19 protein-coding genes, 1 tRNA gene and 1 pseudogene are annotated in these 23,416 nt (G+C 66.7%); 12 read left to right on the forward strand and 9 right to left on the reverse strand.

Annotated features, from left to right (window positions below; all coding sequences use genetic code 11):
• The first annotated feature begins 94 nt into the window (after positions 1–94).
• Positions 95–179 (forward strand) — tRNA-Ser (locus AC6EUH_RS09060).
• Here AC6EUH_RS09060 and AC6EUH_RS09065 read toward each other — a convergent pair.
• Entirely contained in the window at positions 144–1,127 is a 984-nt protein-coding gene (locus tag AC6EUH_RS09065) for an oxygenase MpaB family protein (RefSeq protein WP_499738419.1), read from the reverse strand. The two genes, AC6EUH_RS09060 and AC6EUH_RS09065, sit on opposite strands and share 36 nt — an antisense overlap.
• A gap of 180 nt (positions 1,128–1,307) precedes the next feature.
• On the opposite strand from AC6EUH_RS09065, the gene AC6EUH_RS09070 reads away from it, so the two are divergent.
• The 4 genes from AC6EUH_RS09070 to AC6EUH_RS09085 all read left to right on the forward strand — a co-directional run bounded on the left by AC6EUH_RS09070 (position 1,308) and on the right by AC6EUH_RS09085 (position 5,894).
• Entirely contained in the window at positions 1,308–2,723 is a 1,416-nt protein-coding gene (locus tag AC6EUH_RS09070) for a M23 family metallopeptidase (protein WP_499738420.1), read from the forward strand.
• 111 nt (positions 2,724–2,834) lie between these two features.
• Positions 2,835–3,320, forward strand: a complete 486-nt coding sequence (locus tag AC6EUH_RS09075; protein WP_499738421.1) for a glutathione peroxidase — start codon at positions 2,835–2,837, stop codon at positions 3,318–3,320.
• 224 nt (positions 3,321–3,544) lie between these two features.
• Positions 3,545–4,756: a formaldehyde dehydrogenase, glutathione-independent gene (gene fdhA, locus AC6EUH_RS09080; RefSeq protein ID WP_056427608.1), complete on the forward strand. Its 1,212-nt coding sequence runs from the start codon at positions 3,545–3,547 to the stop codon at positions 4,754–4,756.
• A 196-nt stretch (positions 4,757–4,952) separates the two neighbouring features.
• The gene (locus tag AC6EUH_RS09085) at positions 4,953–5,894 is read left to right on the forward strand and encodes a phosphodiesterase (RefSeq protein WP_499738422.1); all 942 of its coding nucleotides are present in this window, start codon (positions 4,953–4,955) and stop codon (positions 5,892–5,894) included.
• A gap of 23 nt (positions 5,895–5,917) precedes the next feature.
• Here AC6EUH_RS09085 and AC6EUH_RS09090 read toward each other — a convergent pair whose 3' ends face one another.
• Complete coding sequence (locus AC6EUH_RS09090) at positions 5,918–7,552, reverse strand: stealth family protein (protein ID WP_056427602.1); 1,635 nt, start codon at positions 7,550–7,552, stop codon at positions 5,918–5,920.
• 54 nt (positions 7,553–7,606) lie between these two features.
• Positions 7,607–8,521 carry a hypothetical protein gene (locus AC6EUH_RS09095; RefSeq protein ID WP_056427600.1) on the reverse strand — a complete coding sequence of 305 codons (915 nt, stop codon included), beginning with the start codon at positions 8,519–8,521 and terminating at the stop codon, positions 7,607–7,609.
• 179 nt (positions 8,522–8,700) lie between these two features.
• On the opposite strand from AC6EUH_RS09095, the gene AC6EUH_RS09100 reads away from it, so the two are divergent.
• Together AC6EUH_RS09100 and AC6EUH_RS09105 are read left to right on the forward strand one after the other, a co-directional pair.
• Positions 8,701–9,000 (forward strand): type II toxin-antitoxin system VapB family antitoxin, encoded by a 300-nt coding sequence (locus AC6EUH_RS09100; RefSeq protein ID WP_120954228.1) that lies wholly within the window; start codon positions 8,701–8,703, stop codon positions 8,998–9,000.
• On the forward strand, positions 8,993–9,670 hold the full coding sequence (locus AC6EUH_RS09105; RefSeq protein WP_056427593.1) for a LytR C-terminal domain-containing protein: 678 nt from the start codon (positions 8,993–8,995) through the stop codon (positions 9,668–9,670). The genes AC6EUH_RS09100 and AC6EUH_RS09105 overlap by 8 nt, the downstream gene beginning before the upstream one ends.
• 56 nt (positions 9,671–9,726) lie before the next feature.
• Here AC6EUH_RS09105 and AC6EUH_RS09110 read toward each other — a convergent pair whose 3' ends face one another.
• The 3 genes from AC6EUH_RS09110 to AC6EUH_RS09120 all read right to left on the reverse strand — a co-directional run bounded on the left by AC6EUH_RS09110 (position 9,727) and on the right by AC6EUH_RS09120 (position 11,827).
• The gene (locus AC6EUH_RS09110; RefSeq protein WP_499738423.1) at positions 9,727–10,365 is read right to left on the reverse strand and encodes a TetR/AcrR family transcriptional regulator; all 639 of its coding nucleotides are present in this window, start codon (positions 10,363–10,365) and stop codon (positions 9,727–9,729) included.
• A gap of 138 nt (positions 10,366–10,503) precedes the next feature.
• Entirely contained in the window at positions 10,504–11,235 is a 732-nt protein-coding gene (locus AC6EUH_RS09115; protein WP_056427587.1) for a DsbA family oxidoreductase, read from the reverse strand.
• Between the two features lie 55 nt (positions 11,236–11,290).
• Entirely contained in the window at positions 11,291–11,827 is a 537-nt protein-coding gene (locus AC6EUH_RS09120; protein WP_499738424.1) for a GNAT family N-acetyltransferase, read from the reverse strand.
• Between the two features lie 243 nt (positions 11,828–12,070).
• On the opposite strand from AC6EUH_RS09120, the pseudogene AC6EUH_RS09125 reads away from it, so the two are divergent.
• Positions 12,071–12,220 (forward strand): annotated as a pseudogene (locus AC6EUH_RS09125) (sugar kinase); the annotation flags it as partial.
• Positions 12,221–12,330: 110 nt separating this feature from the next.
• Positions 12,331–13,524 carry an MFS transporter gene (locus AC6EUH_RS09130; protein ID WP_056427580.1) on the forward strand — a complete coding sequence of 398 codons (1,194 nt, stop codon included), beginning with the start codon at positions 12,331–12,333 and terminating at the stop codon, positions 13,522–13,524.
• Positions 13,525–13,741: 217 nt separating this feature from the next.
• Here the strand turns inward: AC6EUH_RS09130 and aceB are convergent, their stop codons facing one another.
• Both aceB and aceA read right to left on the reverse strand, forming a co-directional pair.
• Positions 13,742–15,406, reverse strand: coding sequence for a malate synthase A (aceB, locus tag AC6EUH_RS09135; RefSeq protein ID WP_499738425.1), 1,665 nt, complete (start codon positions 15,404–15,406; stop codon positions 13,742–13,744).
• 105 nt (positions 15,407–15,511) lie between these two features.
• Positions 15,512–16,843: an isocitrate lyase gene (gene aceA / locus AC6EUH_RS09140; protein ID WP_056427574.1), complete on the reverse strand. Its 1,332-nt coding sequence runs from the start codon at positions 16,841–16,843 to the stop codon at positions 15,512–15,514.
• A 142-nt stretch (positions 16,844–16,985) separates the two neighbouring features.
• On the opposite strand from aceA, the gene AC6EUH_RS09145 reads away from it, so the two are divergent.
• From AC6EUH_RS09145 to AC6EUH_RS09155, 3 genes are all read left to right on the forward strand, one after another.
• On the forward strand, positions 16,986–18,497 hold the full coding sequence (locus AC6EUH_RS09145; RefSeq protein WP_499738426.1) for a helix-turn-helix domain-containing protein: 1,512 nt from the start codon (positions 16,986–16,988) through the stop codon (positions 18,495–18,497).
• Between the two features lie 695 nt (positions 18,498–19,192).
• The gene (locus tag AC6EUH_RS09150) at positions 19,193–20,941 is read left to right on the forward strand and encodes a pyruvate dehydrogenase (protein ID WP_499738427.1); all 1,749 of its coding nucleotides are present in this window, start codon (positions 19,193–19,195) and stop codon (positions 20,939–20,941) included.
• Positions 20,942–21,090: 149 nt separating this feature from the next.
• Positions 21,091–22,365, forward strand: coding sequence for a serpin family protein (locus tag AC6EUH_RS09155; protein ID WP_499738428.1), 1,275 nt, complete (start codon positions 21,091–21,093; stop codon positions 22,363–22,365).
• Between the two features lie 157 nt (positions 22,366–22,522).
• Here the strand turns inward: AC6EUH_RS09155 and AC6EUH_RS09160 are convergent, their stop codons facing one another.
• Positions 22,523–23,404: a hydroxymethylpyrimidine/phosphomethylpyrimidine kinase gene (locus tag AC6EUH_RS09160; protein WP_056427563.1), complete on the reverse strand. Its 882-nt coding sequence runs from the start codon at positions 23,402–23,404 to the stop codon at positions 22,523–22,525.
• Positions 23,405–23,416: the final 12 nt, after the last annotated feature.

The following is a 23,416-nucleotide window of genomic DNA, read 5'->3' on the forward strand; positions in this document are numbered from 1 at the left end:
GGGCATGTCCCGTGGGGCGGGGGCCGGAGGGGCCAATTGGGCGATGCCGGGAAGTTCAGGTATTCTAGTATCTGCTTTTGATTCAGAAGCTACTGGAGAATTCGCCTAGCGGCCTATGGCGCACGCCTGGAACGCGTGTTGGGTTAACGCCCTCGGGGGTTCAAATCCCCCATTCTCCGCGGTTGGCCCCGGTCCTTTGGACCGGGGCCTTTTTGCGTCCCGGGGTAGCCGAGCCTGCGAAGCCGGGCCCGGGCGGCCTGCTCGCTGGGCCCCATCCGGCCCAAGGTAAGATGGACGACGCCGAGTGTCACCCTGGTGGCCAGCCGCACGGGCAGGGGGATCGGGCCGAGCCGCGCTGTTCGGAGGCCCAGCAGTTCGCGGTATTTGGGTTCGAGGCTGGTTACGGCCGCCGCGAACAAAATCCGGTAGCCCGGTCTGAGCACGGGATGGAGCGGCGGATCGCGGATGAATGCGACCGTCTCGGCGACCTTTTCGTCGGAACGCAGCTCGCCGGCGTCGTACCAGTGGTCCAGCTGCCGGCGCATTTCCTCCTCGCTGAGCGGCGGGGATACCACCCCCATCAGTTCGCCTGCCTGCGCCCATTCGCGGACGTAGGCGTCGGGACCGCCAGGGATGGGCCTGCCCCAGATCTTGTGAGCGGAGAGAAACGCGTCGGTGAAGGCGATGTGCACCCAGCGGAGCAGCTCCGGGTCATTCGCCGCATAGGTCTGGGCGACACCGTGCCCGTCCACATAGTCCCCGCGCACCGATTCGTGCAGCCGCAACACCCAGTCGGAGGCTGCGCGGGCCGCGGCAGTTGAACCGTAAGAAACAGTGAAAATCCAGCGGATGGTTCCCGCCAGCCGGCCCAGGGGATCCTCGCGGAACCGGGAGTGGTCGTGGACCCCGGCCAGCGCACCGGGATGGAGCGCCTGCATCAGCAGGGCCCGGATTCCCGCGACTATTGTCGGCATGTCCCCATGGACTGCCCAGACCGCGGAGCCGGGCAGGTGGTAGCCGGGATCGTCCCCCTCTGCCAGCCGCGGCACCCACTCCGGCACGGCGTCCCGGGTTCCGGTAAACGTCTGTTTGAGTTCGGCCTGCCATTCCCTGAGGAGGTTGCGCATAGTCCATTCTCGCTCATCGCTGAAGTCACAGTACTTGCCCCGCGTCCCAGTACTACTGGGCTGCCACTTGAGTTTGAAAGGGGTAGCTTTTACGGTTCCCAGTGCCACCCGATTGTGGTCCCATAAGAACGTTGAGTCCGTGAAATCGGGGACTGGCGGACAGGATGCAGGAGTCACATCGTGGGAAAACATTGGGGAAACTCATCGAGTGAGCAGGCAGTCAGGGCACGGATCACCGCCGTGCGCTGTATATCCGGCGGCTTCTGCCTGTCCCTGGCGGTCCTGACCTTCGGGGTCCAGGGGCTGTCCGGCGCGGGCTCAGCTGTGACGCCATCTCCGTCTCTGGCCTCCGGTGTTGTGGGGCCCGGCGTTTTGGACCCAGGCACCGCCGGCGCAGCCGCCAGCGCTGCTTCCGGTAATGGCGGTGAGGCCCCGGCGTCGTCAGCTGTCACCGCGGACGCCCTGGCGCTGGTGGCGTACACGCGCTCCCAGGTCGAGACGGCGTCCAAGAGCGGAGTCCCGGGTGAGCTCAATGTGGCATCTTCCGGGCTGAAGCGGCCGGCGGAAGGCTTCCTGATGGCGCCCCTCGAATCCCTTCGGGAGTCCTCTCCCTTCGGGCTGCGGACCAGCCCCATCACCGGGTCGGCGGGCGAATTCCATTGGGGGCAGGACTACGCCGCGGCCTGCGGCACCCGTGTCTATGCGGCCGACGCCGGTGTGGTGCGGGCAGTCGGTTGGCACCCCTGGGGCGGCGGCAACCGCGTGGAAATAGACCACGGCAACGGGCTGATCACCACCTACAACCATCTTGAGGCGATCGCCGTCAAGAAGGGCGACTCGGTGCGGGTCGGCGAGGTCATTGCCCGGGTGGGAACCACCGGATCCTCCACCGGTTGCCACCTGCATTTTGAGACCATCCTTAACGGCTCCCACAAGAACCCTCATGACTGGACGCTTCTTCCGATCAAGCAGACGGACCGCCTGGGCACCATCGCCATGACCAGCTACGCGCCCGACGCCGACAAGCCCTCCAACGCGGCACTCGGCTGGGCCGTCCCGGTGTCCGACGACAAGACGCATGAAGTCACCGGCGGCGCCCAGGAGTTGCCCATATCCGCGCTGCCGAAACTGCCCTCCGCCACGGCCACCCCGACTCCGGAGGAGCCGTCGCCGACGAAGCCGCGGCCGGGCACTTCGACGCCTGGCGGAACCGCCACCCCGGGGGGCTCCCAGCCGCCGAGCGGCACCCCGTCTCCCTCGGAGCCCGGCTCCGCCACGCCAACCCCGACGCCGACCCCGCCGCCGACCCCGACGCCGACCCCGACGCCGACGCCGACGCCGACCCCGACGCCGACTCCTACTCCGACCCCGACGCCGACCCCGACGGTGCCGACCGCGCCGGCGCTCCCCACGATCGTGGAACCGGCGCCGACCTCGTTGGAGCCCACCGGGGATCCGGCGCCCGTGCCGGCCCCGGAGCTTACTTCGGCACCGGCCACGCCCGCGGCCACACCGACCAGTGAAGCGTCGACGACCGGTGAACCAACGGCGACCAGCGACTCAACGGCGGCTCCGTCGTTGTCGCCCGGACCGTAGCAGGCATACAAACCCATACCCGCGCGTTGTGGTATCGAATGACTGTTGTGACCTATTCCGGAGCGCACGCCGGACACGACCTTCACCACCGACTTCGCGAGGAACGCACCCATGACAGCTCTCCATAACATTCCGATCACCCTGATCGACGGCACGGACACCAGCTTCGGCCGCTTTAAGGGGGAGGTGGTACTGGTGGTGAACGTGGCGTCGCAGTGCGGTTTCACGCCGCAGTATCCAGGCCTCCAGGCCCTGCACGACAAGTTCCGCGATCAGGGCTTCCAGGTCCTCGGCGTCCCCTGCAACCAGTTCGCGGGCCAGGAGCCGGCTGCCGACTCCGAGATTGTCGAATTCTGCGAGCGGAACTTCGGCGTGACCTTCCCGCTCACCGCCAAATCCCATGTCCGCGGCAAGAAGCAGCATCCGCTCTACGCCGAGCTCACGAAGTTCAAGAACGGTGTCTTGCCCGGACTCGTGAAATGGAACTTCGAGAAGTTCCTGGTGAACCGCGACGGCGAGGTAGTTGCCCGTTTCGCCCCTACGGTGGAGCCGGACTCACCGGAGGTCATTGAAGCGGTGCAGTCGGCTCTCAGCTGAGAGCCGGCTCCCAAGACCACAAGGGGACAACGGCCCCTATCCCTAAGCATGCTTACCGCCTAGACTGGCCGGACCTTCCAAAAATCCGGGTACTTCCATGGCGCCGACGTGCGTCAGCGCGCTGGCGGATCTGCCGCCGGGTGCCTGGGGACGGTACATCAGCACGCTTCGTGAATCACAACTGGACGCTCCTAGCGAGGGTCCGTGAAAGCAGGAGGAAAGTGATGACAGGGAACAAAGCCGTTGCCTACAAGGGCCCGGGCAAGGTCGAACTTATCGACATTGACTACCCCACCTTCGAACTCAAAGACGGTCCGGGGGTCAACCCCGCCAACGTGGGCCGTTCGGTGCGCCATGGCGTAATCCTCAAAACCGTTGCCACGAACATTTGCGGGTCCGACCAGCACATGGTCCGCGGCCGCACTACAGCACCCTCGGACCTGGTGCTCGGCCACGAAATCACGGGCGAAGTGGTGGAAGTCGGGCCGGACGTGGAATTCATCAAGGTGGGGGACATCTGCTCGGTCCCCTTCAACATCGCCTGCGGCCGCTGCCGCAACTGCAAGGAACGCAAAACCGGCATCTGCCTCAACGTCAACCCTGACCGCCCGGGCAGCGCCTATGGCTACGTCGACATGGGTGGCTGGGTCGGCGGCCAGGCGAACTACGTCCTCGTGCCTTACGCGGACTGGAATCTCCTGAAGTTCCCGGACAAGGACCAGGCCCTCGAGAAGATGATGGATCTGACAATGCTGTCAGATATCTTCCCCACCGGCTTCCATGGTGCCGTCTCTGCCGGGGTGGGAGTAGGCTCCACGGTCTACGTCGCAGGAGCCGGCCCGGTCGGACTCGCCGCAGCGACCAGCGCGCAGTTGCTGGGGGCCGCCGTCGTGATTGTCGGGGACTTGAACGCGGACCGGCTGGCGCAGGCCCGAAGCTTCGGCTGTGAAACCGTGGACCTGACCCAGGGTGGCCCGGCCGAGCAGATCGAACAGCTCCTGGGTGTCCCCGAAGTCGACTGCGGCGTCGATGCGGTCGGCTTCGAAGCAAGGGGTCACGGCCACGATGCGAAGGAAGCGCCGGCAACCGTGCTCAACTCGCTGATGGAGATCACAGCCGCCGGCGGTGCCTTGGGCATCCCGGGACTCTACGTCACGGGGGATCCGGGCGGCGTGGACGAGGCCGCCAAGAAGGGTGCCCTCAGCCTCAGCCTCGGCACCGGCTGGGCCAAATCGCTGAGCTTCACCACCGGCCAGTGTCCGGTGATGAAATACAACCGCCAGCTGATGATGGCGATCCTGCATGACAAGGTCCACATCGCCAAGAACGTCAACGCGAAGGCAATCACGCTGGAGGACGCGCCCAAGGGCTACGCGGAGTTCGACGCCGGCGCCGCAACGAAGTACGTGCTGAACCCGAACGGCTACCTGAGCTAGCCGCCGGGTACCTGAGTAAGTGGGTTCCGGCGGACACATACCGGAGCAAGTATGTGTCCGCCGGATTACCCGTTGTTGCCCTTTTTTCAAACATGCCTACTGGAGTTTGCACATTGTTCGCCGGATGTCTGGTTGGATAGACATTACTGAGAGGGAAGTTGGAGGCTACAGCCTTCACCCAACCAGGAAGGTAGCAATGGAGCTCATGGAGGCCGAGCACCCCCGGCCACGTCATTTTCTACTCCATCTGAGTGACCCCCACCTGTTGGGAGGTTCCGCACCGCTGCTCGGCAAAGTCGACAGCGATGCCCTGCTCCAGCAGCTTTTCGACGAAGTGCGGGCGTCCGGTGCGCGTCCCGAAGCCGTGATTTTCACCGGCGACCTCGCTGACCGGGGTGAACCCGAGGCCTACGCGAAACTGCGGGCCATCGTCGAGCCTGCCTGCAAGGCCCTGGGCGCGAAAGTCATTTGGGCCATGGGCAACCACGACAACCGCGCTAATTTCCGCACCGGACTCCTCGACCTGCCCGCCGACGACGCCCCCGTGGACCATACGTATTTCATCAACGGGCTGCGGATCATCACTCTCGACACCTCGGTCCCGGGTTTCCACCACGGTGAGCTGAGCCCTGACCAGCTGGAGTGGCTCGCGGCTGAACTCGCTACCCCCGCCCCGGACGGAACCATTCTGGCACTGCATCACCCGCCGGTACCTTCGGTCCTGGACCTCGCCGTCCTGGTGGAGCTGCGGGACCAGACGGCACTGGCCGGGGTGCTGCGCAATTCCGACGTCCGGGCCATTTTGGGCGGCCATCTGCACTACTCCACCACGGCGACTTTCGCCGGGATCCCGGTCTCCGTAGCGTCAGCCACGTGCTACACGCAGGACCTCAATGTCCCGGTGGGCGGGACCCGCGGACGCGACGGCGGCCAGGCGTTCAACCTTGTGCATGTCTACGAGCACACGATCGTGCACTCTGTGGTTCTGCTGGGCGACACCCCCGCAGTCGGCGAGCTCGTCTCCGCCGCAGAAGCCCAGCGGCGGATCTCAGCGGCAGGGATCCGCATCCCCAGCAAAGCCAAGCTTGAGGACCCGGCCAAGACCCCAGGTCACCGCCGGCTGACCGCCAGCAACTAGCGGCCCGCCGCCGGCAGAACTGTCTACTTTTCCCAGGGCGCCTTGATCGGGTAGTACTTCTCCAGGAAGTCCGTCACCAGCTCGGCCCGTTCTTCGGCCGCGACCTCGGGGAAACTGCCGTCATTGAGGCAGAAGAAGTCCATGTTCCGCTTGGCGAGCAGCTTGGGCAGGTAGTTGAGCCCTGCCCTCGCCGTGGTGTCCACATACCGTACCTTGGCCGCCGTCTGGGTGACGGCCCGGCCCGTCAGCAGCGCGTAGTAGTGGTAGAAGGAATTGGTCACCGAGATGTTGTCGGCCGCGCGGAAGGTGCTGGCTGCTGTCTTGGCGAACTCCGCCGGGAACTCTTGCTCCATCGTGGCCACGACACTGCGGCGCAGCGGCGCAGCCGTGTGTTCCAGGTGCCGGGTGGTGATCCGGCCGAAACGGTCCCAGAGCAGTTTCCGGTTCACCCGGGCGGCATTCTCGAAACCGCTGCGCTCCGCGTCGTTGTCCCCGAGGCCAATGCGGGTCTCCGCCTCGATGAACTTCGTGATGCCGCCAGGCGTAAAGAACATGTCCGGTCCAACGGCGCGGCCGAAGAACATGTCGTCGTTCGAATACAGGAAGTGCTCGGACAAGCCCTCGATGTGGTGGAGCTGGCACTCCACGGCCTGCGAGTTGTGGGTGGGCAGCACGGAGGGGTCGGCGAAGAATTCCTCGCTGCGGACAATCGTCACTCCCGGATGATCCGCCAGCCAGGCGGGTGCGGGAGAGTCCGTGGCAATGAAGATCCGGCGGATCCAGGGCGCGAACATGTACACCGAGCGCAGCGCGTACTTGAGTTCGTCGATCTGGCGGAAACGGGCTTCGTGGTCGTCGCCCTCACCCACCACGACGCCGGCCATCCGTGCCCGCCGGGCCGCGATGTATTCCGGGGAGCTGCCGTCCACCCAGGAGAACACAAGATCCACGTCGAAGCTGATGTCGCTGGCGTGGTCGGCGAACATGTTCTCAATGGTGGGCCAGGTGTGGCCGTACCGCTCCACCGTGCCGCGGACGGCGTCTTGGGCCAGCAGCGTCCGGCGGGTCAGCGAGTTTTCGATCGGGAGGATCAGCTGGTCGCCGTCGAAACTCCACAGTTCCAGCTGCACCCCGGCCGAGGCACCGAATTCGAAGCCGCCCTCCGGCTCCACCCGCGGACGGTAGAGACGGAAGATCCGCGCCTGCCGGTTGGGAGAGAGCTCCCCGTCGGCCACGAGCACTGCGGACTTTTTCTTGGCGTCGACGCTCATGGAGTAGAACGGCTCGTCGTGGCAGGCCGCCACCAGGGCGTCACGGAGTTCCTTGCGGTCCTTCCAGTCCACGGCAATGACCGGACGGTGGTTGTTGCCACGGACCAAGAGGTAGTCGAGGCCGGCGCCGTCCAGCACCGAGCGGATGAACATCAGGTCCTCGACCATGGCCTGGTACGGCGTACGGTTCTCATTGACCAGCCCGTACCGGCCCCGCCGGCGCACAACGTCCTCGCGGGTCCGGAACCTCGCGACGGCCGCCGCTGAGGTGACCTCTTCGTGGGCGTCGACCGATGCCTGGCTGCCGTAATAGATCTCGTCCTGGACCAATGATTCTGTAATGTCGGTTCTCCGTGAATGTTTGCGCGAATGTGTGCCTACCTGCATAATAACGCCCGCCCCAAAATCGCCCGAAATTTCCGCGGATTCCACGCCGTTGGTTCAGCCCAGCAGGGCCTTGCGCCAGCTGCGCAGGAAGGCGGCGCCTGCGTCGTCGTGGATGACATCATCACCCAGCCCCAGGTCCGCCGCGGTGAGTACCTCGTACGGCTTTACGGGGACGCCGTCGGCGGGCCGGACGTCGACGTGTTTCACCGGGTGGTCGTTGTGGTGCAGCCAGTCGGCCATGGCGTAGTCGGTGCGGGAATCACCCACCGTGCGCCAGGCCTGCGGGGTGATGCCTTGGGCCGCCAGGAGCTCCACGGCGCGGCTCGCGCCGAGGTCCTTGCCGAGCCGGACCGACTCGATGTCGGTGGAGATGATGGTGGGATCCACCCGGTAGTCGATCCGGTCATCGGAATCGGGGGCATGGTGGTCCAGCCGCACCACCCCGAGGCCGTGCCGGCCCATCAGGTCCATGGCATCGGCGTCGAACAGCTGCTGTTCGGCCCGGTAGTCGGAGTTCTCGACCGAGATGTGCTGCTCCACGGAGACCATCGCCAGTTTGGTTTCGTCGAAAAACATGTGGCTGGCGTAGTCCTCGGCGACCAGCCGGCGGACGTCGTCGCCGAAGGCGCTCGGGATGGCCAGATCGTGATCGACGTGGACGGCTCCGGGCCCGGTGGAGGTGTAGCTGAACCAGACGGCGCCTTTCTCGCAGATGGCGTGGATGAGGATGCTGGCGGGCATCCCGGCGGCGATCATCGGCTCCATGACCTGTTCGCGGATGAAGGCAGCCGAACGGCCTGTGTTGAAGATGACCGGGATCCCCGCCGCGGCCAGTGCCAGCAGGTCCGCAATGATCTCCGGCTGGACCGCGCGGGTGACCGGACTCGCCACGGGACCGTCGACGTCGAGCAGCAGTGCCAGCGGGGGAGCCGACGGCGAGAGGGAAGCTGGGGTCTCGGGAGTTGTCATGGCACCATTCTCCCAGCCGGCGGGCATCTTTGCATGCGCTGTGGACTGCGCCGCAGGCGCGGTCTTGGCCATGACAACCCGGGGCGCACCCTGTGACAAATGGTTACCGTTTGGCTACAACCTCCCGCCGCCGGGGAGTCTGGATTCCCTTGGCAGTCCAAGTTCCTTAGGCTGGCATGGTGATATTCAAAGCCGTGGGCGAGGGACGCCCGTACCCCGACCATGGTTACAACACGCCCAAGGACTGGGCGGCCTTGCCGCCGCGGCCGGTCCGGCTGGACGAGCTGGTGACCACCAAGCGCACGCTGGACCTCGAGGCTTTGCTGGCGGAGGACTCAACGTTCTTCGGCGACCTGTTCCCGCACGTTGTGGAGTACCGGGGTGTCCTGTACCTGGAGGACGGCCTGCACCGTGCCGTCCGGACGGCGTTGCATCAGCGCACGGCGATTCACGCGCGCGTCCTGGTGATAAATGGCTAGAGGGCCGAAGGACGTCACCGTCCTGCATGGGCACCACGTCATCTCCGGCTCGGATTTGCGCGCCACCTTCGTCGACGATGACGGACTGCCGGAACATCCCGGCAGGACGCGACGTCGCATCCTGCATGGCGTCGTCCTGGTGCTGCTCGTGGGACTGGTCGCCGCGGCGATTGTGGTTGCACTGGCCATCATGAACGGCCAGATCAAGATCCCGACGGCGGGGCGCAGCCAGGCAGCCGCGTCCGTCTGCCCGGAGGCAATCTACGACTACACGCCGCCGGAGAAAATCAATCTCAACGTTTTCAACTCCACCTCCCGGCCCGGCCTCGCCCGGTCCGTGGCCGGCGAGTTCGCCGCCCGCAAATTCAAGGTCGGGGCCGTGGCCAATACGACGTCGGGCTACCGCGGCGTGGCGCTGATCGTTTCGGGCGCCGCGGGACAGTCTGCGGCGTTCAGTGTGCAGCGCAATCTGCCCGGCTCGGACTATTTCCAGGACGGCCGGACGGACCCGAGCGTGGACGTCGTCCTCACCGGAGACTTCCAGGGACTCGCGAAACCGGAGCTGGTCGACCAGACGCCGGGGCAACTCAGCTGCCCGCGCGAGGAACGGCGGATCGTGGATGAATCGGCGTGGCCGGTGACTCCGACGGTGGCGCCGACAGCGCGCTAGTACGGACGCTTAGCGCGGACGCCGCGCCCGGCGGGCAGTGCGGACGTAGCGGGAGCCTAGGGGTTCACGCGGACGGGACGGCCGGCGTCGTCGAAACGCGCCCCGGCGCCGAGCTGGACGAACCGCACGGTGCGGCCCAGCCGGGCCTCTGCCCCGGAGTCCTGGCCGGCACCGTCGCCGCGGGCCGCGCTGGAGGACAGTGTGCCGTGGATGAGTTGCGCGAGCTGGGTGATATCCGCCTCCGGCAGGTAGCCCTGCGCGATGCCGTCGCGCAGAATGCCCTGCAGGAGCACGCTGAGCTCCCCGACGTGGTCCGCCAGTTTCGCGAACGACGCCGGTGAGAGCACAGCGCCCATCGCGGGACCCGGTGGCAGGTGCCGCCTGCTGAGGTCCTCGACCTGGGCGCGGACGTAGAGGGCCAGCCGGTCCACCGGGTTGTCCAGCGAATCCAGGGATTCGCGCAGGTCCACCAGGAACCGCTCGGTCTCGTCCAGCGCGTAGGCGATCAGGAGCTCTTCGATGTCCGCGTAGTAGTTGTACACGGCGGTCCGTCCGATCCGGGCGTGGCGTGCGACGTCGGTCATGGTCAGCCCGGGAAGACCATGGGTGAAGAGGAGTTCGCCGAACGCAGTCAGGATGCGGTGCTGGGTCTCGGCGCGTTGGGCGGCGTTGCTCGCGGCCGAAATCCTGGGCATACAGACACTTTAGCGCTATCTGTCAGCAAAAGCGGCTTCTGGCGGCGGCATGGGGTCCGGGGTCGCCGGAAACCTGCCCAGTCGCCGGGAACTTCCGGCGACCCCGGACGAGTCCGGCGACTTCGACGCCGGCGGGACTCAGCTGGCGCAGCCGTCCGGACCGCAGGCCTCGCCGGTGGCGGCAGATGTTGAAACGGCTTCGCCGCTGTCTGCCGCTCCCACCATGACCAGCGGCTGGCTTTCCTGCCAGGCCTGCTCGAGGGCCGCGGCAAATGTCTCGGCCGGCTGGGCGCCGGAGAGCCCGAACTTACGGTCAATCACGAAGAACGGGACGCCGCTGATCCCGAGGGCGCGGCCCTCCTCAAAGTCCAGCCGGACGTCGTCGGCGTACTTGTCGGTGGTGAAAAGTTCGTCCAGTTCGACGGTGCCAATCCCAAGGTCCGTACCCAGCGACGTCAGGTACTCCCGGCTGCCGATGTCCCGGCCGTGCTCGAAGTGGTCGCTGAGCAGGCGTTCCTTTGCGTCGTCCTGCCGTCCGTGTGCGGCGGCAAGGTGGATCAGCCGGTGGGCGGTGAAGCTGTTGGCCACCACAACGTCGTCGAAGCGGTAGTTGAGGCCCTCGCCCTTGGCCTGCTCCGCCACGTGCGCGAACATTCCGGCGACCTGGGCCGGGGCCATCCCCTTGCGCGTGCTCAGGTAGTCCAGTTCCGTGCCGTCGTAGTGCTCCGGCAGCGACGGGTCCAGCTGGTAGCTGCGCCACTGCACCTCCACGGACTCCCGGTGCGGGAAGGCCGCGAGGGCGGTCTCAAAGCGGCGTTTGCCGATGTAGCACCAGGGGCAGGCCACGTCGGACCAGATCTCAATCTTCATGCTCGCCACAACCCTGCGGCGGCCGGCCGCATTCCCGGCGGGACTGTCGGCTTGGTCACGGCGTGACCGGGCGCTCCATCACGAAGTCGTGTTCCACCGAGCTGCCGAGCGTGAAGGATTTGGTTCCGACCCTCCGGAATCCGGACTTTTCGTAGAAGCGGATGGCACGGGCGTTCTGTTCGTTCACACCGAGCCACAGCCCGCGGGCGCCGGCCGCTGCGGCCGCGGCGACACTGGCGTGCATCAGTTCGGCCGCGGCGCCGAGCCCGTGATGGTCCGGATGGACGTAGCACTTGCTGAGTTCGGTCGATGGCAGGATGGTCAGGGCGGAGGCCACGTCCGGGTCCCGGGCGGGCCGGGCCACCAAGAGGCTGTAGCCGCGGAGGTCGCCGTCGACGTCGATCACCAGGACGGTGATCTGCGGATCCGACAGGTAGGCACGGAAGTTGTCCTCGCTGAGGGTGGCCGCCACATGGGCCGCGATGTCCGCAGCCGTCGAACTGGGCGGGCAGGCCAGCGGAAAGGTGACGGCCGCCAGCGCAGCCAGCCCGCCGGCGTCGTCCGCGGTTGCCGTCCGGATTGCGTGGGTCATGCCAAAACCTTAGTCCGGCAGCTAGGCCGTCCTCGCTTCGTGAAGCGTTGTTGCGGCTGCTTTCAAGAACCGCGTGCCACGCGCCGAAACCGGTGGCCTCCCGACGGCGTCGCGAGGCACCCGCCCAGATACTGCCGGCCGCGCCGCACCGACCCTGCGGAATGGCGCGGTACTTTGTGGTGGATGCCGGGTCCGGCGCTGGGTAACTGGGCTGGAGCGTCGACACCGGAGGCGGTGGTCTAGCGGCGCTCACTGCCGCTGGCCACCACCCATCTGCGGATCGGCCTGTCCATGGCGGGGGACCAGACCGCCATTCGGGGCGCCGGCCAGATGGTGACGCAGTATGTGCTGTCGCCCGCGGTGATCGAGGAGACGCTACAGGCCACGGGCTGACGCCGGCGGGAACCCCGCGGGTGTCATAATCGGCGGGTCCGGCGGGGGCGCGTGATAGCAATGGGACTGATGAAAGCATATTTCTGCCCGCCGGCCGAGCCGCGGCACCCGTGAGCACCAGCGTCCTGGCCAAGGTGCCGCGCAGCTGGATCCTGCTGGCCGCCATCGGACTCATTGCCCTGAACATGCGCGGCCCGTTCGTGGCCGTGGCGCCGGTGGTCGGCCTGATGCAGCAGGAACTTGGGTTCTCCCCGGTGGAACTGGGACTCCTGACCGGCATCCCGGTGCTCTGCTTCGCCCTCGCTTCCCCGCTCGCCTCGCTGGCAGGCCGCAAACTCGGCGCGGAAGTCGCCATAACGCTCACGCTGCTGGGCGTGCTGCTGGGCGTGATGGTGCGTTCGGCGGGAAACGGCGCCGTCGTGATGCTCGGCACGGTGATTCTGGGCGTCGCCATCACGATCGGGAACATCGCCGTACCGCTGATCATCCGGCGCGACTTCGCGCCTGCCCGGCAGGGCACGGCGATGGGCATCTACACCGCCGCCCTGAACATCGGCTCGTTCATCACCGCCATGGTGATGGCGCCGCTGGCCGAGTTGTTCGGCTGGCGGCTGGCCCTGGCCGCCTGCGGACTTTTCGCCGTCGCGGCGCTGGTTGTCTGGGTCCTCGCCTTCGGCCCCCGGGCGTTCCGCCCCGAACCGGTCCCGGGACCGGATCCCGCCCGCCCCGGGGTTAGGCGGGCCTCGCGCTGGATCACGGTGGGGCTCACCGCGGGCTTCGCCGGGCAGGCATTTTCCTACTACGGTGTGACCGCCTGGCTGCCCAGCATCCTTGCGGACGAACTCGGCATGACAGCCGCACAGGCCGGGGCCGGGTCCTCCCTGTTCCAGATCCTGGCCATCGTGGGCGGGCTGGGCGTTCCGCTCGCGGCCCGTTTTGCCAGTACGACGGCGGTCGGTCTCACCCTCGGGCTGTTCTGGTTGACCGTTCCCGCGGGCCTGTTGCTGGCACCGGAGCTGTGGTGGCTGTGGTCCTCGTTTGGCGGCGTGGCCCAGGGCGGCGGCATCACGCTGATCTTCATCGCCATCATCCGGCTGGCCCGGGACCAGGCCTCGGCAGGCCGGATGTCCGCCGTCGTGCAGGGTGTGGGCTACTCCTTCGGCGCGCTGGCGCCGACCCTGCTGGGCTACGTCAACGGCGTCACCGGTTCCTGGACCGGGCCGCTGCTGATGGTGCTCGGATCGGTGGCGCTGTTCATTGTCGGGACGGGGTTTTCACTGCGCCACGTCCCCAAGGCGCACTGACCGGCGTCGGGGTCCGACCGCGAGGTGACAGTTAAAGCCCATGTTCACGGGGAACATGGGCTTTAACTGTCACCTCGACGCCGTTGTCGATTCAGTGGGTTTTCCGTCGCCGGGCCGCCGCCCCGGATCTCGGGGTGCCTGTTGCGAAGGGCATGGCAGCCCAGCGAACGGAATTCTGCGCCGCCCCGGCCTGTTGGGCGGGTGCGGCGCCCTGCCGTCAGGCCGGGACGAGCGCCGGGTCCTCGCTGGGGACGTCGCCGCCGTCGCGCGCTTCATGCAGGAACCGGTCGTAGGCCGGAAGTGTCAGGAACGCCGGGAACGCCGGAGTGAGCGTGACTTCCTCGAAGATGTCCCGCGCATCGGCGAAACGGTCACCTTCGAAGCGTTCGAGCTTGGCGAACTCCTCATCCAGCATGTCCTCGACCCAGTCGCGGGTGATGACGTCGCCCTGGTCCGTGATGGCCCGGGAGAAGATCCACTGCCACAGCTGCGAGCGGGAGATCTCCGCGGTGGCGGCGTCCTCCATGAGGTTGTGGATGGCGACGGCGCCGTTGCCGCGGAGCCAGGACTCGATGTAGCGGATGCCTACCTCGATGTTGTTTCGGACGCCTTGTTCGGTGATGGTGCCGGTGGTGGAGGCGATGTCGAGCAGTGCGCGGTCGTCCGGGGTGACGTCCTCGCGGAGGCGGTCCAGCTGGTTCGGGCGGTCACCGAGCACGGCGTCGAACACCTCGCGGCAGACCGGCACCAGGTCCGGGTGCGCAACCCACGATCCGTCGAAGCCGTCGCCGGCCTCACGGGTTTTGTCCGCGCGGACCTTCTCGATGGCGATCGCGTTGGCCTCCGGGTCCTTGCGGTTGGGGACGGCCGCGGCCATGCCGCCGATCGCCATGGCGCCGCGTTTGTGGCAGGCCCGGACCAGCTGTTCGGTGTAGGCGCGCATAAACGGCTGCGTCATGGTCACCTGGCTGCGGTCCGGCAGGACGAAGCGCGGTCCGCGGGTGCGGAAGTTCTTGATCAGGGAGAAGATGTAGTCCCAGCGGCCGGCGTTCAGGCCCGCGGCGTGGTCGCGCAGTTCGTAGAGGATCTCCTCCATCTCAAATGCTGCGGTGATGGTTTCGATCAGCACGGTGGCGCGGATGGTGCCCTGCGGAATGCCCAGCAGGTCCTGGGCGAGGACGAAGATGTCGTTCCACAGCCGGGCCTCGAGGTGGTTTTCGATCTTCGGCAGGTAGAAGTACGGACCCTTGCCCTGGGCGATGAGGCGGCGGGCATTGTGGAAGAAGTACAGGCCGAAGTCCACGATTCCGCCGGCGACCGGCGTCCCGTCAATGAGCATGTGCTTTTCCGGCAGGTGCCAGCCGCGGGGCCGGACCACGATGGTGGGGAGCTCCTCGGCGGAGCGGAGTTTGTACTCCTTGCCCTCGGGGGAGGTGAAGTCGATGCGGCGTTCCAGCGCATCCGTGAGGTTGAGCTGGCCCTGGATGACGTTGCGCCATGACGGGGTGGACGAGTCCTCCATGTCCGCGAGCCACACCTTGGCGCCGGAGTTCAGCGCGTTGATGGTCATTTTCTTGTCCACCGGGCCGGTGATTTCGACGCGGCGGTCCGTCAGGCCCGGGGCCGGGGGAGCGACGCGCCAGTTCGGATCGTTGCGGACGGACTCGGTCTCGCGGAGGAACCGAGGGTCCTGGCCCTTGCCGATCTGCTGGCGTCGGTCCCGGCGGGCCTGCAACAGCTCCAGCCGCCGTCCCGCGGTTGCCTTGTGCAGCTTGGCAACGAATGCTAAGGCATCGGGAGTCAGGACTTCGCTCTGCCGGCAGATCGGCTGGGCAGTCAACGTAACCCCGTTGATGGTGAAGTTGTCAGTGAAGCTGTTCATGGGAGTTGCTCCTTGAATGTCCGCCGTTGCCCTATCACTTTTGGTCGCCAAAGGACGTCGATGGGAACCAAAAGTGACAGGGCAACGGGCGGGAAGTTTGGGAAGTTAGTGGAACTGGCCTTCTTCGGTGGATCCCACCAGGGCCAGGGTGGATGCGTTCGGGTTGAGCGCGGTGGCGATGTCGTCGAAGTAGCCGGTGCCGACTTCGCGCTGGTGCTTGGTGGCGGTGTAGCCGCGGGACTCGGAGGCGAATTCCTTTTCCTGCAGCTCGACGTAGGCGCTCATCCCTTCACGGGCGTAGCCGTGGGCGAGGTCGAACATCGAGTAGTTCAGGGCGTGGAAGCCGGCCAGGGTGATGAACTGGAAGGTGAAGCCCATGGCGCCGAGTTCGCGCTGGAACTTGGCGATCGTGGCGTCGTCGAGGTGCTTCTTCCAGTTGAACGACGGGGAGCAGTTGTAGGAGAGCATCTGGTCCGGGAAGTCGGCCTTGACGGCTTCGGCGAACTTGCGGGCCAGTTCCAGGTCCGGAGTGCCCGTCTCCATCCAGATGAGGTCGGAGTACGGGGCGTAGGCCTTGGCGCGGGCAATGCAGGGTTCGATCCCGTTGCGGACCTTGTAGAAGCCTTCCGCCGTGCGCACTGGCTGTCCGCCTTCGCGGAGGATGAATTCCTGGTCGCGCTCGTCGACGTCGGACGTGATCAGCGTGGCTGCCTCGGCGTCGGTGCGCGCAATGATGACCGACGGCGTGCCGGCGACGTCCGCTGCCAGGCGGGCGGCGTTCAGGGTGCGGACGTGCTGCTGGCTGGGGATCAGGACCTTGCCGCCGAGGTGGCCGCACTTCTTCTCCGAGGCGAGCTGGTCTTCCCAGTGCACACCCGAGGCGCCGGCCTGGATCATGGACTTCATCAGCTCGTACGCGTTGAGCGGGCCGCCGAAACCGGCCTCGGCGTCGGCGACGATCGGGACCATCCAGTCCTCGACCGTCTGAATGCCCTCGGAGAACTCGATCTGGTCGGCGCGGAGCAGGGCGTTGTTGATGCGGCGGACCACGGTGGGCACCGAGTTGGCCGGGTACAGGGACTGGTCCGGGTAGGTGTGGCCGGAGTTGTTGGCATCGGCGGCGACCTGCCAGCCGGAAAGGTAGATGGCGCGGAGGCCGGCCTTGACCTGCTGGACGGCCTGGTTGCCGGTGAGTGCGCCGAGGGCGTTGGTGTACTTGCCTTCCTTGTGCTCCCCGGTGAGCTGCTTCCACAGTTTCTCGGAGCCGCGGCGGGCCAGGGTGTGTTCCTCGGAGACGCGGCCGCGGAGCCGGACTACGTCGGAAGCCTTGTAGTCCCGAGTGACACCTTCCCAGCGCGGGTTGGCAGCCCACTCGAGCTCCAGGGCGGCGGCCTGCTCTTCGGGCGTCTGCTGGGTGGGCTCAAATGCTGCAGTCATTGTTGTCTCCTTGGTGGGGTCCGGGCCGGCCAGTCTGCGTCTCTGCAGAGCCTGGCTGGTTGTTCCCGGATGGTGAATCTTTCCGTGAGATCTACTTTTCTTTACTTTCAAGTGGCTTGCTAGACCAAAAGTATGGAAAGAAATGCACTTCTTCGCGTATTCTCAAGAAATGCATCCCACCAGCTGGAACCGCCCCGTCTCGTCAGCCGCCTCGCCTGCCGTGCCGGAGGTGGACGTCATCAGCATGGGCCGGCGCGTCCGGCATCTGCGGAAAGCCGCCGGACTCACGCTCGATGACCTCAGCGCCACGGTGGGAACGGCCCCCAGCCAGCTGAGCCTGATCGAGAATGGCAAACGCGAGCCCAAACTGGGCCTGCTCCAGCAGCTCGCGGCGGCACTCGGCGTGAGCATCGACGAGCTGCTGGGCGCGGAGCCGCCCAACCGGCGCGCCGCCCTGGAGATCGAGCTGGAACGCTACCAGCGCAGCCCCATCTACGAGTCACTCAAGCTGCCCAAGATCCGCGTCAGCTCGCGGCTTCCGATGGACGTGCTCGAGTCCATGGTGGGGCTGCAGCACGAGCTGGAACGCCGGCTCAACGAGCAGGTCGCGACGCCGGAAGAGGCCCGCCGCGCGAACGGGAAGCTGCGCGCCATGATGCGCGAGCGGAACAACTATTTCCCGGAGTACGAGGCCGAGGCACAGAAGGTCCTGGCCTCCGTGGGGCACACGAGCGGCCCGCTGTCCCACCATGTAATCGCGGACATCGCCGGGCACCTCGGCTTCAGCCTCCACCACGTGGGCGACCTGCCGCACTCCACCCGCTCCGTGACCGACCTGAAGAACCGCCGGATTTACCTCACGCAGAACGCGCGCAGCGATCACGACCCCCGTTCGGTGCTGCTGCAGGCGCTGGGCCACTACGTCCTGGGCCACCAGACGCCCACCAACTACGGCGATTTCCTGATGCAGCGCGTGGCCACGAACTACTTCGCCGCCGCGCTCCTGCTGCCGGAGCAGGCCACGGTGGAATTCCTACAGAGGGCCAAACAGGCGAAGGAAATCGCGGTGGAGGACATCCGGGACGCCTTCGCCGTGTCCTATGAGACGGCCGCGCACCGCTTCACCAACCTCGCCACCCAGCACCTGGACATCCGCACCCACTTCCAGAAGACGCACAAGAGCGGCATCATCTACAAGGCCTACGAGAACGACGGCGTGACGTTCCCGCAGGACCACACCGGCGCCATTGAGGGCCAGCCGTCCTGCAAGAACTGGACGTCCCGGGTGGTGTTCGATGTGCCGGACAAGTTCAGCGCCTACAACCAGTACACGGACACGCCGGCGGGGACCTACTGGTGCACGGCGCGGACCGAGCGCTCCGCCAACGGTGAGTTTTCCCTGTCCGTTGGAGTGCCGTATGCGCAGGTGAAGTGGTTCCGCGGCCGCGACACCACGGAGCGGTCCAAGTCCACCTGCCCGGACGAGAGCTGCTGCCGGCGGCCCCCGGCGTCGCTGACCTCCGAGTGGGCCGGAAACGCCTGGCCCTCGGCGCGGGCGCACTCCCATCTGCTGGCCGCGATGCCCCCGGGTGCCTTCCCCGGCGTGGACGAGACCGAGGTCTACTCCTTCCTGCAGGCGCACTCCGGGACCTGACCTGACTCGCGTTTCGCCCGTTGCAGGCTCGCTGCTCTACGGCGGACTATTTTTCCCGAGTGCCCCCCGACACACGACGCGGTGCAAATCCCGATAGCGTACTTCGCTCCCGGACCAGCGACCCGTGTCCGTGAGGAAACGCAGGTATTCATGAAGGGCGGCGCAGAAAAACGGTGCAAGACTGTCATCACGCTTATCGAGCGCCTCGACGAACCTGGCTATGCGTACGGGGTCCATTGCGGTTACTTGTCCGCCGGTGGTTTCGGTATAAATCGGGAGGAATGCTGTCAACTGTGCCAGGACGGGAAGTTCTGGCAAGATCCCGTGCTCGCGATGCCAACCAACAAATGCGATCAGCGACCCCAGTGCTTGGTCGTGGCGCGACGCACGCGAACCTGGCCGACCGGCCGGTTTCCCGGCCTGGTGCCCCCCAGTGCTTCGACGTGCCGACCGACGCCGGGATTTTTTGGCCACAATCGATCCTTACGGTGGATGAGGCAAGAGGCGGACTGCCTTCCACCACGCTATGAGTGGGCAACAAAGGACTTCAACGGTGGCTAGCCGTATGTGGAAAAGTGGTCCTTCCAGCCCGCCTGCAGAACGCCGCTACCTGTCGACCTGGGAGCCGCGCCAAGGCGGGCGGACTATATTGGCCAGTGTCAGCTCATCGACCCACCTCGCGGGAGCGTGCACCCATGGCCAAGGAACTTGCGACCCAGCTCATCGAACAACTTCAAGCCGCCGGCGTGCAGCGAATCTATGGAATTGTCGGCGACAGCCTCAACCCGATCGTCGACGCGGTCCGGAAGACGGGTGGTGCCGCCAAGGGCGGGATCGACTGGATTCACGTGCGGCATGAGGAGGCCGCGGCCTTCGCAGCCGCGGCGGAGGCGCAGCTGACCGGCCGTCTCGCGGTGTGCGCTGGCTCCTGCGGGCCGGGAAACCTCCACCTGATCAACGGACTGTATGACGCCAACCGCTCCGGAGCCCCGGTGCTGGCCATCGCCTCGCACATTCCGAGCAAACAAATCGGCAGCAGCTTCTTTCAGGAAACCCACCCGGACCGGCTCTTCAACGAGTGTTCGGTGTACTCCGAGCTGATCAGCACCGCCGAACAAGCGCCGAGGGTCATGCACAGTGCCATCCAGCACGCTGTCGCCCTCCGGGGCGTCGCCGTCGTCACGCTTCCCGGTGACATCGCGGATCTGGAGGCGGCAGCTCCCACCCCTGCCCCCGCCGCGTTCCGCCCGGCGGCGCTGGTGCCGGACCCCGCCAGCGTGCGGGAGCTGGCGGATGCCATCAACGCTGCCGGGAAGGTCGCCATCTTCGCCGGTGCCGGCGTCGAGGGCGCGCACGGCGAGGTCATCGCCCTCGCGGAAGCCGTGAACGCCCCGATCGGGCACTCGCTCCGCGGCAAAGACTTCATGCAGTACGACAACCCCTATGACATCGGCATGACGGGGCTGCTAGGCTACGGCGCCGCGGCCGAGGGGATCGAGGACGCGGATCTGCTCATCCTGCTCGGCACAGACTTCCCCTATGACCAGTTCCTGCCCGCAACCCGCACGGCGCAGGTGGACCGGGCCGCGCAGAATCTGGGCCGCAGGACCGACGTCGACGTCGCGGTCCACGGCGACGTGCTGCCCACCCTTGCGGCCCTGATGCCTTTGATCCAACCGAAGAAGAGCCGCCGCTTCCTCGATGCGATGCTCAAAAAGCACGACCGGCTGATGAACAAGGCCGTCGGCGCCTACACGCGCAAAGTGGAAACCAAAGAGCCGATCCACCCCGAATACGCGGCGTCGGTGCTTGACCAGGTGGCAGCGAAAGACGCGGTCTTCACCGCGGATACGGGCATGTGCAATGTCTGGACCGCCCGGTACATCAATCCGCTGGGAACCCGCCGGCTGATCGGGTCCTACCTGCATGGATCCATGGCGAACGCGCTTCCCCATGCGATCGGTGCCCAGCTGGCCTACCCCGGGCGCCAAGTGGTGTCGGTATCGGGCGACGGCGGCCTGTCGATGCTGCTGGGGGAGCTGGTCACCGTTGCCGCGCACCGGCTCCCGATCAACGTCGTGGTGTTCAACAACTCCACCCTGGGCATGGTCAAGCTGGAGATGCTGGTGGACGGGCTCCCGGACTTCGGCGTGGACGTGCCCGACGCCAACTACGCCGCGGTGGCCCGCGCCCTGGGGTTCCACGCCGTCCGCGTCACCGACCCGTCCCGCATCGAGGCCGCGTACCGGGAAGCCTTCGCCCACCCCGGACCGTCGCTCGTGGAGCTCATCACGGACCCTAAGGCGCTGTCCCTCCCGCCCAAGATCAAGGGCGCCCAGGTCCTGGGCTTCGCCACAGCGATGTCCAAGGTGGTCCTCAACCGGGGCGCCGGCGAGGCCGTCAGCATGGCACGGAGCAACCTGCGCAACATCCCGCGCCGCTGACAGCCCTTTCCTGAGGCCGGAAACCCGCACGTTTCCGGCGAATCGGGTGGCCCGACCGGCGTCAAATCGTGACCCGGGCGTGGTCGCTCTTTTCCGGGCGGGCTGGTTGACTGGCCGTAGGCGGATCCCCGCCATTCCTTGGGGGCGCGATGAAACAGAAGATTTCGGCGCGATTGGTTGCCGCGGGTGCGGCCATGGCATTGGCCTTGACAGCTTGTTCCTCCTCGCCGCCGGCGATGGTGAAGGCCGACGGCGTCGAACGCGCTTCGGCGGAAGGGGCCGCCTATCCGGCCGAGTTCGCCCAGCTTAGGGCGTCGGCACGGAAGCTGGGCGCCGCGCTTCTGGCAGACGGCGGGAACGCCGGAAACGGAAACGTGGTTTCGTCCCCGGGCAGCATGCTGATTGCCCTGGCCATGCTGCGGGTGGGCGCATCCGGGGGGACCGCTGCCGAGATGGACGGCGTGCTGGGCCTCCCCGCGGAGCATCGCGACGCCGCCCTGAACGCGCTGTTGGCATCCTTGGAAGCCTTCGACGGAGACCCCGCCTCGGTGGACGAAAAGGACCCTCCGCGCCGGCCGGTCCTGCACACGGCAAACGGCTTGTTCATAGACAAGGGCGAGCCCACGGGCGAGGGCTATCTGCAGTCCCTGGCCCGGTATTACGGAACCGGTGTGTACCCGGTGGACTTCCAGGATGAGGCGGCCACCAAGCCGGCGATCGACGCCTGGGTGAACCAGAACACCGGCGGACGGATCAAGACGGGGCCCGCGAAGTATGACCGTAGAGACACGTTCAGCGTGCTCAACGCCGTGTACTTCGCCTCGGCGTGGAGGGTCCCCTTCGACCCGGCCGACACTGCCGATCTGCCCTTCACCACGCCCGACGGCGGGCAGGTTTCCGCCTCCACCATGTCGGGCGTTCAGGACCTTGCCTTCGCCCAGGGTGCAGGCTGGCAGGCGGTGAACTTGCCCTATGCCGAGGGATTTGTGATGCGGCTCGTTCTGCCGGATGCCGGGGCCGCCATGCCCGGACCGCAGGAAGCCGCCGACGCTGCCCTGGCCCTTGAATCCGCAGCCCCGGCTCCCGTGCAGATCTTCTTGCCACGGTGGGACCACAAGACCGACTTTGAACTGCGCAAAGTCTTCACTGACCTGGGCCTGCAGAAAATGCTCCACACCAAGACCGACTTCAACGCCATCCAGCGCGGCCTCAAGATCCAAGCGGCAGGGCAGTCCGCCACGATCACCGTGGCGGAGAAAGGCACGGTTGCCGCTGCCGTGACCCAGATCAACGCGCGGGCCGTCAGCGGCGCAGCGGCGACGACGGTGATCCATTTCGACCGGCCGTTCCACTACGAGATCGTCCATGCCGAGACCGGGCTGCCCCTTTTTATGGGCAGGGTGTCCGATCCCCGCTCATCTTGAGACGCTCCCGCGGATTCTGCAGGCTGCCGCAGCACGTGAGGAAGCGTCCGGACAGTAGCTTCCAGAACTGAGGAAGCGTCCGGACAGTAGCTTCCAGAACTGAGGGAGCGTCCGGACAGAAGCTGCCAGACCTGAGGGAGCGTCGAATCTGGCGGGTTTAGCGCGGGCCGCCCTGCCACAGTGCGTCGAACGGCGCTCCTGAAGCCACCCGGTTGCGGATTCCCGCGGTCACAAACGCCTTGGCCGTCCGGGCGGCCTCAAGCGGCGTCGCACCCTTGGCCAGCTCGGCCGTCACCGCGGCCGCCAGCGAGCAGCCGGCGCCCGACACCGCCACGTCGCCCACCTTCGGGGCGGACAGCACTTCCAGCGTGTCGCCGTCGTAGTAGACGTCGACGGCGTCCGGCCCGGCCAGGCGCACGCCGCCCTTGGCGAGCACCGCGGCGCCGCTGAGCTCGTGGATCCGGATCGCGGCGGCCTTGAGCGATTCGAGGTCGGTGATTTCAAGTCCGGAGAGGGACTCTGCCTCGAAATGGTTCGGTGTAACGAACGTGGCCAGCGGCAGGATCTGCGCTTTGAGGGCCTGGTCCGTGTCCAGCGCGTGGCCGGGCTCCTGGCCTTTGCAGATCAGGACCGGATCCAGGACCACGTTCTTGAAGGCGGAGCCGGCCAGCGCCTCGGCGACCGTGGAAATCGTTGCCGGACTGCCAAGCATGCCGATCTTCACGGTGTCCAGAACCGACGGAGCGCCGGACGCGGCACCGTAGGCCGCCGTCGTCGCCTCCAACTGGTGGGCGATGACCTGCTGGTCGACCGGGACGAAACGGTGGTTCCAGTTGTCCTGCGGATCGAAGGACACGATGCAGGTCAGGTTGGCAATGCCGAACACGCCAAGTTCCTGGAAGGTCTTCAGATCGGCCTGCGCGCCGGCGCCGCCGGTCGCTTCGGAGCCGGCGATGGTCAGGGCGACGGCGGGAGCGGCCGCGGCGTCGTCGTGGGCGGGGGCCGCCAGGGCGGCGGAGTCGAAGGCGGTGGAAGTCATGGTCCCATCCTG

This window comes from Arthrobacter sp. 001422645 (assembly GCF_059816125.1).

Coding starts and splice junctions, on each gene's coding strand:
- AC6EUH_RS09065 (WP_499738419.1), bottom strand. CDS start 1,127: ATGCGCAACCTCCTCAGGGAATGGCAGGCCGAACTCAAACAGACGTTT.
- AC6EUH_RS09075 (WP_499738421.1), top strand. CDS start 2,835: ATGACAGCTCTCCATAACATTCCGATCACCCTGATCGACGGCACGGAC.
- fdhA (WP_056427608.1), top strand. CDS start 3,545: ATGACAGGGAACAAAGCCGTTGCCTACAAGGGCCCGGGCAAGGTCGAA.
- AC6EUH_RS09085 (WP_499738422.1), top strand. CDS start 4,953: ATGGAGCTCATGGAGGCCGAGCACCCCCGGCCACGTCATTTTCTACTC.
- AC6EUH_RS09090 (WP_056427602.1), bottom strand. CDS start 7,552: ATGCAGGTAGGCACACATTCGCGCAAACATTCACGGAGAACCGACATT.
- AC6EUH_RS09095 (WP_056427600.1), bottom strand. CDS start 8,521: ATGACAACTCCCGAGACCCCAGCTTCCCTCTCGCCGTCGGCTCCCCCG.
- AC6EUH_RS09105 (WP_056427593.1), top strand. CDS start 8,993: ATGGCTAGAGGGCCGAAGGACGTCACCGTCCTGCATGGGCACCACGTC.
- AC6EUH_RS09110 (WP_499738423.1), bottom strand. CDS start 10,365: ATGCCCAGGATTTCGGCCGCGAGCAACGCCGCCCAACGCGCCGAGACC.
- AC6EUH_RS09115 (WP_056427587.1), bottom strand. CDS start 11,235: ATGAAGATTGAGATCTGGTCCGACGTGGCCTGCCCCTGGTGCTACATC.
- AC6EUH_RS09120 (WP_499738424.1), bottom strand. CDS start 11,827: ATGACCCACGCAATCCGGACGGCAACCGCGGACGACGCCGGCGGGCTG.
- aceB (WP_499738425.1), bottom strand. CDS start 15,406: ATGAACAGCTTCACTGACAACTTCACCATCAACGGGGTTACGTTGACT.
- aceA (WP_056427574.1), bottom strand. CDS start 16,843: ATGACTGCAGCATTTGAGCCCACCCAGCAGACGCCCGAAGAGCAGGCC.
- AC6EUH_RS09145 (WP_499738426.1), top strand. CDS start 16,986: ATGCACTTCTTCGCGTATTCTCAAGAAATGCATCCCACCAGCTGGAAC.
- AC6EUH_RS09150 (WP_499738427.1), top strand. CDS start 19,193: ATGGCCAAGGAACTTGCGACCCAGCTCATCGAACAACTTCAAGCCGCC.
- AC6EUH_RS09155 (WP_499738428.1), top strand. CDS start 21,091: ATGAAACAGAAGATTTCGGCGCGATTGGTTGCCGCGGGTGCGGCCATG.
- AC6EUH_RS09160 (WP_056427563.1), bottom strand. CDS start 23,404: ATGACTTCCACCGCCTTCGACTCCGCCGCCCTGGCGGCCCCCGCCCAC.